The organism is Streptomyces sp. TRM70350 (assembly GCF_019219825.1).
Classification (GTDB): domain Bacteria; phylum Actinomycetota; class Actinomycetes; order Streptomycetales; family Streptomycetaceae; genus Streptomyces.
Genome location: NZ_JAHUXH010000009.1, coordinates 144,245 through 156,533 on the forward strand (window position 1 = coordinate 144,245; position 12,289 = coordinate 156,533).

Here is a 12,289-nt window from a genome sequence, read left to right on the forward strand (position 1 = left end):
TGGCGGCTGGTCACCACCACTGTGCGGCACGGGTACGGGACCCTTCCCGCCCGTCAGCGTTCGGGCAGCTCGGCGGCCGCCGAGGTGGCCAGGTCGGTGACCATCGCGCAGAGGTCGCCCATCGGGCGTTCGCCGCCGACGCGCAGGCGCACCATCTCGGCGGCCGTCCTGGCGCCCTGGCCGCTGTACCGGCGGTATTCGAGGAAGACCGTGCAGGTCTCGTCGCCGTCGCCTTCCGGCTCCACGAGGGCCCGGTAGCCGCTGAGCCGGACGACCTCGCGGTCCTTGGCGGACTTGGGCTGGTCGCGGAAGAAGCTCACCTCCGCCTCCAGGTCGTCCACCTCGCTGAACCACTCGCAGTTCCAGTTGGCGACACCGGCCTCCGGCATGTCCGGCCTGATGCCCGGCACGGCGGCCGACAGCGCCTTCGCGTCGAGCAGCGCGCAGGCGTCCGCCCAGGCCAGCGAGGTGTCGGGGTAGCCCGGGGAACGGCGGGGGACCGAACCGCTGTTCAGCACCTCGGCGGCGCTCCGGGCGGCCGTGTTGGCGACCGTGCACAGCGTCGCGCTGCCGCCGGTCACCGAGCCGTCCCCCATGTCGACGCGGATCCCGACGAGGGTGCCCTCGGCATCCCCGCCGGCGGCGCTGTCGTACAGCAACAGGCCGCACTCGTCGGACTCCGGTGGCTCCTCGATGACGCCGATCCGCCCGATGCGGGTGGTCGGCCGGGAGCCTTCGGGCCGGGAGCCGGGGCGTAACTGGACCGACACGTCGATACGGGACTCGTCGTCGGGTCTGACGAGCACGTCACAGCGGTCGAAGTTGCCGTAGTCCACGTCCACACGGGCCTCGCCGAACCGGCCGAGGGCGGCCGGGTCGGTCAGGGCGCACACGTCGGCGGTGCGCGGATCGCCGATCAGCGAACCCTCGGCGGCGCGGCTCCGGCCCGCCTCATCCGTACCCTGACCCGAATCGCCGCCGTCGGGGACGAGGATCAGTCCGCCCAGGACCAGCGCGGCGCCGACCCCGACGGCCGTGGCCAGCAGCGACCGGCGCGCCGGCCATCGCCACCGCGGCCGCCGCCCGGTCCGGGTGATGGTGGACTGGGAATGGGACTGGGACTGGGACGCGGCGACGGCGGCCAGCAGCCGTCCGGCCTCGGCGGCGTCGGGGCGTTGCCGTGGGTCGCGGCGCAGCATGGCGGTGAGGACGGGGTGCAGCGGGCCCACGGCCTCGGCGTCCATCGCCACGACGCCCTGCTCGGCCTTCCAGTACGTCAGGCGCTCGGTGTCCGTCCCGCCGTCCCCCGACTCCCCGCCGCGTGGCGGCGCCCCGGTGACCAGCGCGTACAGGGTGGCGGCCAGGCAGAACACGTCCGAGGCCGGCCGGGGGAGGTGGCCCCGGGCCAGTTCGGGGGCGGCGTAGTCCGGGGTGAAGCTGAGCGGGCCGTTGCCGGTGACGGTCTCGGCGCCGCTGGTCCGGTGCGCGGCGCCGAAGTCCAGCAGCTTCGCCGTACCCCGCCGGGTGAGACCGATGTTGGCGGGCTTGACGTCACAGTGCACGATCCCCGCCTCGTGCAGCGCGGCGAGCGCGTCGGCGAGTTCGGCACCGATCCGGGCCGCCCGCTGCGCGGACATCGGCGGCTGCCGGTCCAGGCCGCCGCCGGGGACGTACTCCATGACGAACCAGTACGTCTCCTCGCCGTCCCGCTCCACGGTGACGACGTCGAACAGCGTCACGACGTGCGGGTGGTCGCGGAACCTGGCCAGCGCGCGGGGCTCGGCCAGCAGCCGTCGTACCGCCGTGTCGTGGTCGCCCTCGATCCGCTCCGGTTTCAGCGCGACGTCCTGCCCCACCACCGTGTCGTGGGCCAGCCACACCTCGCCGCTCCGCCCGGCGCCGATGACCTCTCTGAGGACATAACGGCCGGCGAACTCGTCTCCGGAACGCACGGTTCTCCCCCTCGCCAGTGCCCAGGACGCGCACCCGGTCACGCGCGTGTGCCTCGAACCTACTGGGAGTGGGGGACGATCCGCATTCTCTCCCCAGAGGCTCCATCAGGCGCACTCATGATGGAGAGGTGGTGTCGTCGTCCTCCAGCAGGTCCAGGTCCGGCGGCACGAGCGTGGTCGACTCCACCAGGCCCTTCAGCAGGTTGTGCAGCAGGCTGTTGTCGGACGGGCGGCCCTCCGAACGGTCGTGCATCAGCGGGTACTTGAAGCCGGTGCCGTGCAGTCGGCGGCGTACCGCCTCGACCCGGTACTCGATCCGGCGCTCGGTCCACTTGCCGTCCGGGTGCAGATAGGCGAGCTGTTCGGCGGCCCGGCCGTAGCTCAGCGGGCGCGGGTCCTGCTCGTACAGCAGATACCGCTGGCCGAGCACGACCAGCAGCAGCCGCTCGTCCTCGTCGAGGGGCCAGGTCTCCGGGCGCAGGGTCTCGGCGCGGCGGCGGGAGACCGGGCCCCGGTCGTCGTGGCCCGCCACATACAGCTCGACCAGGTGTTCCCGGTGGCCCGAGCCCTTCACGAACAGCGGCGTGTAGCCGGTGGCGAGCGGGATCGGCTCGGTGCTGGTGTGCATCATCCGGCCACGGGGGAGTCGTACGAGCTGCTGCCCCGTGTTGCGCAGCCACCACTGCCCCTGCCGGAACGTCAACTCCCCGTGCCGGCGGCTCACCCGCAGGTCGTCCACGCCGACGCCGAGGTCCACGTCGGGCTTCTCCCCGCGCCCGAAGCACACCGTCAGGCCCGGCCGGGGCGGGGCGCTGAGGTCGCCGGTGACCGTGCGGGCGTGCAGGGTGCCGGGCAGGGCGGGCGCGACACCGCGCGCGAGGCTGGCGGAGCGGGACATCGCTGGTCTCCTCGGCTCGGGGTGTTCGTACGGGCTGTGCCCACCAGGGTCGTCGACGGTTTCGGGACCCCTCCCCAAGTGTGCCCCGTACAAAGGCCGTGCCCGACTGCCGCACGTCAACGACGATGGCCCGTACGGGCATTGAAGTCCACACCAGGGGGAGCGCAGGATGGACCAACCGACGTACACCATGCCCGTCGTACCGGAACCCGGCCCGCCACCCCGCCCCCGGCGGTACGACCCCCTGGCCGTCGCCCTCGGCAACGCCTCGCTCCTCGGCGTCGGCTACCTGCTGATGGGGCGGCGCAAGCTCGCCGTCACGGCAGCGCTGGGCACGGTCGTCCTCGTCTCCGCGCTCGTGTCCACCGCCTCCTGGGGGTACGAGATCGCCGCGCTGGTGTGGTGGGTGGCCGTCATCGCCCACGGGTGGTTCCTGGCGAGCCGTGGCACGCCCCGCGTCGCCGCGCGCGGCCGGCGCCTGGTCGCGCTCTGCGTCACGCTGCCGGTGCTGCTGGCGGTGGGGCTGCTGCGGTACGACGCCACGCGCATCGGGCGGAGCGTCACCGAGGCCCGCGACCAGGGCGACTGCGCCGGGGTGTTCACCGCGCAGGACAAGGTGTGGGCCGGGCATCGCGTCGCCGACGCCCCGCTGAGTGCCCGGGGCGACGAGGTGGTGGAGGACTGCCGGCGGCTGGGGACGGCCGAGGTGCTGCTGGACAGCGGTCTGCGCAGCAACACCGAGGCGCTCGAGCAGGGCTTCGGCATCCTCGGCTCGGTGCTCCGCGAACCCGGCAACGAGCAGACCGTCCGCACCGTCCTGGACGGATTCCTCGACGGCCTGCCCACGAACAGCCCCTGCGGCACCGTCGAGATCACCGACTGGCTCCGTGACCGCGAGCCGACCCGCGACCAGCTCGACCGGTCCGCCGACACCGCGAACCGGGTCGCGCCCGGCGCGCTCGTCGCCTGCGGCGACAACCTCATGAAGGGCAGCGACTGGGAGACGGCCAAGGCGCGCTACCGTCAGCTGCTCGACGAGTATCCCGACGACAACCTCGAAAACCGGGCCCGCGCGGGGATCACCAAGGCCACACAGGCCATCGAGCTGGACACCGTCCGCACCCTGCTGTCGGGAACGGCGGACGAACAGCCCGAGTACTGCTCCCGACCGGCCAAGTACAGCGCCGCCAAGCCGATGGGCAAGGGCACCAACCGCGCGCTGTACTACGGCAACACCGAGTACACCGACCAGCTCCCCGGCAACTGGAAGGCCGGTGACGCCGCCGACGCGGTGGCGATCGTCTGCGTGGGCGAGACGGACTTCGGGACCTCCGTCGAGACGTGCCCGTACCAGGCCCGGGACTCCGGTGCCATCAGCTACGTGACCTTCCACAAGATCGCGATCCCGGTCCGGGTCTACGAACTGCGCACCGGCAAGCTCGTCAGCAAGCGCACGATCCAGATCAGCGGATCGAGCTGCCCCTCGATCATCACGTACTACACGTACGGCACCGACGACACCCCGCCGACGAACCGCTACGTCACCGAGTCCAAGTCCGATGTGCGGGGCGCGTTCAGGCCGCTGATCAGCAGGTGACCAGGGGCTCCGGAGCCCTCGGCCGACGCCGGGAGCAGGTGCGGCGGGACGGGTCCCGACAACGGCCACTACGGTTCGCCAGGGCCCGACCCCACACACCACCCCACCCCACAGGGAGGAACCCCTCCATGCCCAGCACTCGGACCTGTGTGCTGGCGGGCGTCCTCGCGTCCGCTTCGGCCGCCGCGCTCACGCTGCCCGCCCAGGCCGCCACTCCCGCCCCGCCCGAGCGGGCGGCCGCCCGGTGCGCCCACCCGTCCGAGGTCCTCGACCTGACCGGCTGGAAGCTGACCCTGCCCACCGGCGAGGACGAGGACCCCACCGAGATCACACAGCCCGAGCTGGCGACCTTCTCCGCCAAGCCCTGGTTCCGCGTCGACCGCGACTGCGACGCCGTCCGGTTCCGGGCCGCCGTCAACGGCGTGACGACGGGAGGTTCCAGCTACCCGCGCGCGGAGCTGCGGGAGATGACGGACGACGGCGAGGACGAGGCCGCCTGGTCCACCACGGACGGCACCCACACCCTCGTGGTCAGGGAGGCGTTCACGGCCCTGCCCAAGGACAAGCCGCAGGTGGTCGGCGCGCAGGTGCACGGCGGGGACGACGACGTCACGGTGTTCCGCCTCGACGGCAGCAAGCTCTACATCACCGACGGCGACGACAGCCGCCACCACCTCGTCACCGACGACTACGAGCTGGGCACCGAGTTCGAGGCCAAGTTCGTGGCGGGGGACGGGAAGATCGCCGTCTACTACAACGGCGGCCTGGAGACGACGATCTCCCACGACGGCGACACCAACTACTTCAAGGCAGGCGCCTACACCCAGGCCAACTGCGGCAACTCGGACCCCTGCTCCAGCAGGAACTACGGCGAGGTCCGCATCTCGTCGATCGAGGGCAGCCACTCCTGACGTGCCGATCCGTCCCTCGCGTCATCAGACCGATGCCCCTGGTCGGCGAGGAGGGTACGGATGTGTTCGAGGCGCTCCAGGTCCTTCGGCCCGTGGGGTCGGACGGTGGCCTTGGCCTCGCCGATCAAGGCGATGGCCGCCCGGGGGCTTTGCGGGCGCTCGCCGGGGGCCAGGGCGAGCGGGTCGACCTCGTGCTTGGTCCGCGCGGCAGGGTCGGCGATCTCCGCCGAGCCCACCGCACCGAGCGACAGCCCGCGTCGGCGTTCCACCAGGTCCACCATGGGCAGTGTGATGAGCTGGTCCAGGACGCAGGCCGCGCCGCGGGTGCCGGTCGTCTGCGGTACGGCCCGCAGCGCGGCCGGTAGCGGGACCGGCTGATCAACCCTGGCTCGACCCCCTAGGCTGGCGGAGTACCGACTGCACCATCACAGCAAAGCGGAAAAGGATCATGCGCGGCCTCACCGAAGCGAACCTCAAGACGCTGGCCGGTGCCCGTTCCTTCGAACGCGCCCTCGGGTATCTCGACGCGGTGTCCGTGGTGGAGGTCGGTGACGGCTGGGTCACCGCGAGTGTCCACGGGACGGATCGGTACGAGGTGGAGCTGACCCTGGACGGGCCCGGCGGGCTGTCCGGCGCGTGCGACTGCCCGTACGGCCTGGAGGGCAACTTCTGCAAGCACTTGGTCGCCCTCGGCCTGACCGTGCTCGCCCAGCGGGAGAGCCTGCCGCGGCAGCGGAAAGCGGCCCGGGAGCGCGCGCAGGGCCTCGACGGGTGGCTGTCCGCCCTGTCCAAGGACGAGTTGCTCGCCCTGCTGCGGGAACAGATCGACGAGGACCGGCAGTTGCGGCGACGTCTGGAACTGCGCGCCGCGAGCGCCCGCGGGGACCTCACCGCCGTCCGGTCCCGTATCCGCGATCTGCTCGACATCGGCCCCTTCGCGCAGTACGGCTACGTCGAGTACGCCGATGCCCGAGCCTACGCCGACCAAGCGGGGCAGGCGGTGTCCGCGATCGGCGCGCTGACCGGCTCGGGCCGGGCCGCCGACGCGATCACCCTGGCCCGGGAGGCGATGCGGCTGCTGGCCGAGGCGTTGGAGAGCGTCGACGACTCCGACGGCCGGCTCGGGCAGATCGGTGCGGACCTCGCCGACGCCCACCTCGACGCCTGTCGTGCGGCACGCCCCGACCCAGAGGAGCTCGCGCGCTGGCTGGTCGGCCATGCGCTCGGCGACATCGACGACGGCCTGACCGACATCGATCCGCTCGATTACGACGATGTCCTCGGCGAAGAAGGCATGGCCGTCCTGCGAAAGCTGGCCGTCGAGGCGTGGCGGCGCAACCGCCGCGGCTGGGCGGAGAAGCACCTGATGGAGCGTCTGGCCAAGGCCGGAGGAAACGTCGACGCGGTGATCGCCGTGCACGCGGCCGATCTCGCACCGAACGGCCACACGCACCTGGTCATCGCCCGCGAGCTGGATGCCGCCCGGCGTTCCGACGAGGCCCTGGACTGGGCGGAACGCGGTATCCGGGACGCCCGGGAACTCTCCGCCGTGGACACCGCCCTCGTCGACTATCTCTGCGACCGCTATGCGCGGGCGGGCCGGATCGCCGACGCTGTCGCCGTGCGCCGCGACCACTTCCGTGCCCGTCGATCGCTCCTCGCGTACCAGCAGCTGCGCGCCGCCGCGCGGGCCGCGGACAGCTGGCCGGCCGAGCGCGAGGAAGCCCTCGCCCTGCTGCGTGCCGACGCGGAGCGGCCGCAACAGAGCTGGTACGGCGGCCCCGTCCTGGTCGACGCACTGCTCGACGACAAGGACGTCGACGCCGCCTGGCAGGCCGCCACCGCCACCGGCGCCGACGACCGACAGTGGCTCACCCTCGCCGACCTGGCCCGTGCCACCCGCCCCGCCGACGCGCTCAGCGTCTACCTGCGCCTGGCCGAGCCGCTGACCGGGCAGACCGGCAACACGGCCTACGAGCAGCTCGTCGGCCTGCTGCTGAGCATCCGCGACTGCCACCGCGGCCTGGGCACCGAGGACGAGTTCGCCGCGTACGTCACCGCGCTGCGCACCGCCCAGAAACGCAAGCGGAATCTGATGCGCCTGATGGACGAACACGGCCTGTGAGCCAGGCGGTTCTCGCGCCCCTCCCACCAGACCGGCCATCGCCGTATGACGAGACCCCTGTGGTCGCAGACCATCCTGTCGGCGTCCCACGCAGTCCGGTGCTCACCGAGCCCACGGCCAAGCCGACGTTCTTGGAAGACGTTGCAGGGAGCGGCCGTCGCTCGTGCCGGTGTTGCCCCAGCGGGATCAAATCTTGAAGACGGTGGCCCGTCCGCCGCACAGCGCGGTGAGGTCCTCCGGATCCGAGGTGAGGATCGTGACCGGCCCGGGGGCGGCGAGGGCGGTGGCGCTGAGCATGGCGTCGATGGCGTACTTGCGGCCGTGCAGACCGGCGTCGGCGAGGAGGGCGGCGGCGTGGCGGGCGATGGGCTCGGTGACCGGCTCGACGAGCAGGCGGGACAGTGTCCACTCCAGCGCCGGGCGGTTGATCCGCGGGTGGACCACCTCTACGAGGGTGGCCGCGGAGGTGATCACCCGGAGGTCGTCGGCGCGGGCGAGGGCGAGCCAGGCGGTGACCGTGCGGTCGCGCAGGACAGCCTTGGCCAGCCCTTCGCTGCCGAGGACCAATGTGCCGCCGGGGACGGCGGGGGAGCGGGTCACGCTGCGTCCGCCCCGCCCCGCGGCTGCTCCCGACGCGCCTGGTGGAGCTGGTCGCGCAGGGTTTGGATCTCCTCCTCCGTGACGGGGCCGTGTTCGGCCTCGGCGACGGCGATGAGTTCGTTGAGGTTGTCGCGTTCGATCTGGCGGGCGACGGCGGCGGCGACGTAGGCGGACAGGCCGGAAGGACCGCTGCGCGCCTTGGCGGCCTCGGCGATGTCGCGCGGCATGGTGATCGAGTACTTGCCGGTGGGCTCACTCATGCCACCCATCCTACCCGTAGCCCTACCGCTGGCCTGAGGGCTGCGCTGCCGGGCTGAGGGGAACCGACAGGCGGGCCACGTGGACATCGTTGAGCGGGAGCTGACCGACCCCTGCCTCACCTCCTCAACAGGGGCTGCGTACCGGCGGCTGATCGTCCCTCGTGTTGATCGCGTCCGACGTCGAGAGGCCGTCTCTTGCTTCATCCCGCCATGCCGATGGGGTGGTTGGTCAGGTAGCCGCCCATGGAGGTGAAGTACTCGGTCGCGGGCAACTCGCGGCCGTCCTCGGTGCGTACGCGGGTGAGGGCCAGGCCGTGGTTGCGGCCGGTGCGGGCGTCGGCTCCGGCGACGATCACCACGCCGTCGCCCTCGCGGTAGAAGATGCGGCCGGGTGTGCCGCCGTAACGCCCCTCGGAGACGAAGGCGGACAGGACCTCGAGTCGCTTGCCCTTGTGGAAGGTGAAGGCGCTGGGGTACGGCTCGGACTGGGCGCGGACCAGGCGCTCCAGGTCCTCCGCCGGCCACGTCCAGTCGATGCGGCTGTCCTCGATGGACCGCTTGTGGAAGAAGCTCGCCCGGGACCGGTCCTGCCGGGTGAACTCGGTCTGCCCGGCGGCGATGAGGTCGAGCGCGCCGATGGTGACCGGCGCGATGAGGTCGACGGTCTTGTGGAAGAGGTCGGTGGCGGTGTCCTTCGGTCCGACCGCCACCGCTTCCTGCCGGACGATGTCGCCGGCGTCGAGTTCGTCGTTCATCATGTGCGCCGTGACGCCCACTTCGGGCTCGCCGTTGATCAGCGCCCAGATCAGCGGGGAGAAGCCGGCGTACTTCGGCAGCAGCGAGTCGTGCACGTTCAGTGTGCCGTGGCGCGGCAGGTTGAAGATGCGCGGGGGAATCCAGGTCCGCCAGTTGTTGGCCACGATGATGTCCGGGTCCGCCTCCTTGAGGCGCTCGAACAGCTCGTCGTCGTCAGGGCGGTTGCGGATCACGACCGGTACGCCGTGCTCCTCGGCGAGGTCGGCGACCGAGTCGCTCCAGATCTTCTCGTACGCGTGCTCGCTCTTGGGGTGGGTCACGACCAGGACCACGTCGTGCTCGGAGTCCAGGAGGGCTTGCAGGGTGCGGTGCCCCCAGGTCTGGTAACCGAACATGACGACCCGCATGGGGCTCCTCCTCAGGGCAGGGGTTGATCGGAGGCAAGTAAAGCAAGCCTTACCTAAGGTTGCAACGTCGCCGACTTCACGTCCACTTGACCGCCATCGAGCCGCGGGTGTCCGCTTTGTCCTGTCGACAGCTCCATAGGATTAGCTTAGGCTCACCTAAGTTTCGCTGGGGGGTGTGCCGTTCTGCCGGTGTGCCCTCCTCACGTACTTTCCCCACGCCTGACAGGCGGCTGCCCGCACGATGGGAGTGACATGTCACAGGTTCTTCCTGGTGACGCACCACCGGTACACGACCTCATTGGCATCGGCTTCGGGCCGTCCAATGTGGCCATGGCGATCGCGATCAGCGAGCACAACGCACGCGTCGGCAGGCAGGAGGCGGTCACCGCTCACTTCTTCGAGCAGCAGCCGAGCTTCGGCTGGCACCGCGGCATGCTGATCGACGACGCCACCATGCAGGTGTCCTTCCTCAAGGACCTGGTGACGCTCCGGAACCCGGCCAGCGAGTACAGCTTCCTCTGCTATCTGAAGAGCAAGGGGCGGCTGGTCGACTTCATCAACCACAAGAACCTCTTCCCGCTGCGGGTGGAGTTCCACGACTACTTCGAGTGGGCCGCGGCCAAGGTCGACGACATGGTCTCCTACGGCCACGAGGTCGTCGCCGTCAGTCCCGTCGTCCGGGACGGAGTCGTGGAGTACCTCGACGTCACGGTCCGGTCGGGGGAGGGGCTGGCGCTCCACCGGGCCCGCAACCTCGTCATCGGCACCGGGCTGCGCCCCCTCATGCCGGAGGGCGTCGAGCGCGGCGAGCGCGTCTGGCACAACTCCGAACTGCTGAAGAAGGTCGATGGACTGGAGGGCACCTCGCCCTCCCGCTTCATCGTCGTGGGCGCCGGCCAGAGCGCCGCCGAGAACGTCGCCTACCTGCACCGCCGTTTCCCCGAGGCCGAGGTCTGCGCGGTCTTCTCCCGCTACGGCTACAGCCCCGCCGACGACAGCAGCTTCGCCAACCGGATCTTCGACCCCGAGGCGGTCGACGAGTTCTTCACCGCGCCCGAGGACGTCAAGCGCAGGCTCATGGACTACCACGGCAACACCAACTACTCCGTGGTGGACATCGATTTGATCGACGACCTGTACCGGCAGATGTACCAGGAGAAGGTCCTCGGCACCGAGCGGCTGCGCTTCCTCAACGTCTCCCGCCTCACCGACGTCAAGGAGACGCCGGACGGCGTACGTGCCGGTGTGACGTCCCTCGTCACCGGCGAGGAGACCCTCCTGGACGCGGACGTCGTGGTCTTCGCCACCGGCTACAGCCCCGCCGACCCCGTCGGTCTGCTCGGCGAGGTCGCGGACCGCTGCCTGCGCGACGACGAGGGGCGCGTCCGCGTCGAACGCGACTACCGCATCACGGCCGACCCCGAGCTGCGCTGCGGCATCTACCTCCAGGGCGGCACCGAGCACACCCACGGCATCACGTCGTCCCTGCTGTCCAACACCGCGATCAGGGTCGGCGAGATCCTGGACTCGATCCTCGGCCGGGGCCTCACGTCCGCTTCCCGCGAGGCTCGGACGGTCGCCGACGGAGTCGGCAGCACCGCCCGCTAGTCCCGTCACCCCCGGATCCAGCCCCCCACATCGCCGCGCCCTGCAGTGACGCCCGCGCGCCCGACAGGCATGGCAACACCGTGTAACACCGCGAAAGCCCGTGAAAGGAAAGAACGTGTCCACTGGTACACGCCCCGCGCCGGCGCGGTTCGCCGGATACATCCCCAGAGCGGCCGTGGCCGCCGTCGCCGCGCTCGCCCTGACCGCCTGTGGGGGCGGATCCGGCAACACCGAGTCGGAGTCCACGTCCTCGGCGTCGAGCGACGCGGGTGCGAAGTCCACGGCCTTCCCGGTCACGGTCGAGCACAAGTACGGCAGCACGACCATCGAGAGCGAGCCCAAGAAGGTCGTCACGCTCGGCCTGTCCGACCAGGACGCGGTGCTGGCGCTCGGTATCAAGCCGGTCGGGGCGGTCGACTGGTTCAAGGAGGACCCGTACGGCAAGTGGCCCTGGACCAAGGACAAGTGGGGCTCCGACCTGCCGGAGATCGTCGGTGAGCGCGACGAGTACAACATGGAGAAGATCGCGGCGCTGAAGCCGGACCTGATCATCGCCCAGTACTCGGGCATGAAGAAGGAGCAGTACGACACGCTCTCCAAGATCGCCAAGGTCGTCGCCCAGCCCAAGGACTACCCCGACTACGCGGCGCCGTGGGAGGTGATGACCCAGCAGATCGGCAAGTCGCTGGGCAAGGAGGCCGAGAGCGAGAAGCTGATCTCGGACATCGACGCGCGGTTCAAGGCGGTCCGGGACGAGCACCCGGAGTGGGCCGACCTGACGCTCTCCGTGGCCGACAGCTTCGAGGCCGGCAAGTACTCGGCGTTCACCAAGACCGACCCCAAGGCGATCTTCTTCAACGAGCTCGGCTTCAAGCTGAAGCCCGAGATCGACAAGCTCGCCAAGCCGGGCTGGAACGTCGCCGAGCTCAGCGCCGAGAAGCTGAACGTGCTCGACGTCGACCGCCTCGTCTGGGTCACCTCCAGCACCGAGGCCAACGACCGGATCAAGGCCGAGCCGCTGTACAAGAAGCTGAAGGTCCACCAGGACAAGCGCGACCTGTTCGTCCCCTACCAGGACCCGGACATCGGCGCCGCGTTCTCCTTCAACACCGTCCTGTCGATTCCGTACGCCATCGACGAGATCGTTCCCCTGCTGGAGAACATCAAGTGACGAC

General features: G+C 70.7%; 10 protein-coding genes and 1 pseudogene. 5 read left to right on the forward strand and 6 right to left on the reverse strand.

Going from position 1 to position 12,289, the window contains the following annotated elements; genetic code table 11:
• Positions 1 to 53: 53 nt before the first annotated feature.
• Positions 54 to 1,952: a serine/threonine-protein kinase gene (locus tag KWI83_RS16925; RefSeq protein ID WP_218515183.1), complete on the reverse strand. Its 1,899-nt coding sequence runs from the start codon at positions 1,950 to 1,952 to the stop codon at positions 54 to 56.
• A 115-nt stretch (positions 1,953 to 2,067) separates the two neighbouring features.
• Positions 2,068 to 2,850 (reverse strand): FHA domain-containing protein, encoded by a 783-nt coding sequence (locus KWI83_RS16930; protein WP_218515184.1) that lies wholly within the window; start codon positions 2,848 to 2,850, stop codon positions 2,068 to 2,070.
• A 169-nt stretch (positions 2,851 to 3,019) separates the two neighbouring features.
• On the opposite strand from KWI83_RS16930, the gene KWI83_RS16935 reads away from it, so the two are divergent.
• Together KWI83_RS16935 and KWI83_RS16940 are read left to right on the forward strand one after the other, a co-directional pair.
• Entirely contained in the window at positions 3,020 to 4,447 is a 1,428-nt protein-coding gene (locus KWI83_RS16935; protein WP_218515185.1) for a tol-pal system YbgF family protein, read from the forward strand.
• Between the two features lie 128 nt (positions 4,448 to 4,575).
• Positions 4,576 to 5,358 (forward strand): polysaccharide lyase family 7 protein, encoded by a 783-nt coding sequence (locus KWI83_RS16940; RefSeq protein ID WP_218515186.1) that lies wholly within the window; start codon positions 4,576 to 4,578, stop codon positions 5,356 to 5,358.
• A 32-nt stretch (positions 5,359 to 5,390) separates the two neighbouring features.
• On the opposite strand, the pseudogene KWI83_RS16945 reads toward KWI83_RS16940, so the two are convergent.
• Positions 5,391 to 5,600: pseudogene (locus tag KWI83_RS16945) on the reverse strand (ATP-binding protein); the annotation flags it as partial.
• Between the two features lie 206 nt (positions 5,601 to 5,806).
• Between KWI83_RS16945 and KWI83_RS16950 the strand changes: the two are divergent.
• The gene (locus KWI83_RS16950; protein ID WP_218515187.1) at positions 5,807 to 7,483 is read left to right on the forward strand and encodes an SWIM zinc finger domain-containing protein; all 1,677 of its coding nucleotides are present in this window, start codon (positions 5,807 to 5,809) and stop codon (positions 7,481 to 7,483) included.
• A gap of 186 nt (positions 7,484 to 7,669) precedes the next feature.
• On the opposite strand, the gene KWI83_RS16955 is transcribed toward KWI83_RS16950, so the two are convergent.
• From KWI83_RS16955 to KWI83_RS16965, 3 genes are all read right to left on the reverse strand, one after another.
• Complete coding sequence (locus tag KWI83_RS16955) at positions 7,670 to 8,083, reverse strand: PIN domain-containing protein (RefSeq protein WP_218515188.1); 414 nt, start codon at positions 8,081 to 8,083, stop codon at positions 7,670 to 7,672.
• Positions 8,080 to 8,343 (reverse strand): CopG family transcriptional regulator, encoded by a 264-nt coding sequence (locus KWI83_RS16960; protein WP_218515189.1) that lies wholly within the window; start codon positions 8,341 to 8,343, stop codon positions 8,080 to 8,082. Before KWI83_RS16960 ends, KWI83_RS16955 begins: the two co-directional genes overlap by 4 nt.
• A 200-nt stretch (positions 8,344 to 8,543) precedes the next feature.
• Entirely contained in the window at positions 8,544 to 9,506 is a 963-nt protein-coding gene (locus tag KWI83_RS16965; protein WP_218515190.1) for a methionyl-tRNA formyltransferase, read from the reverse strand.
• A 252-nt stretch (positions 9,507 to 9,758) separates the two neighbouring features.
• Here KWI83_RS16965 and KWI83_RS16970 point away from each other — a divergent pair, with 252 nt between their 5' ends.
• Positions 9,759 to 11,114, forward strand: coding sequence for a lysine N(6)-hydroxylase/L-ornithine N(5)-oxygenase family protein (locus tag KWI83_RS16970; RefSeq protein ID WP_218515191.1), 1,356 nt, complete (start codon positions 9,759 to 9,761; stop codon positions 11,112 to 11,114).
• A 115-nt stretch (positions 11,115 to 11,229) separates the two neighbouring features.
• Positions 11,230 to 12,285: an iron-siderophore ABC transporter substrate-binding protein gene (locus KWI83_RS16975; RefSeq protein WP_218515192.1), complete on the forward strand. Its 1,056-nt coding sequence runs from the start codon at positions 11,230 to 11,232 to the stop codon at positions 12,283 to 12,285.
• Positions 12,286 to 12,289 lie beyond the last annotated feature (4 nt).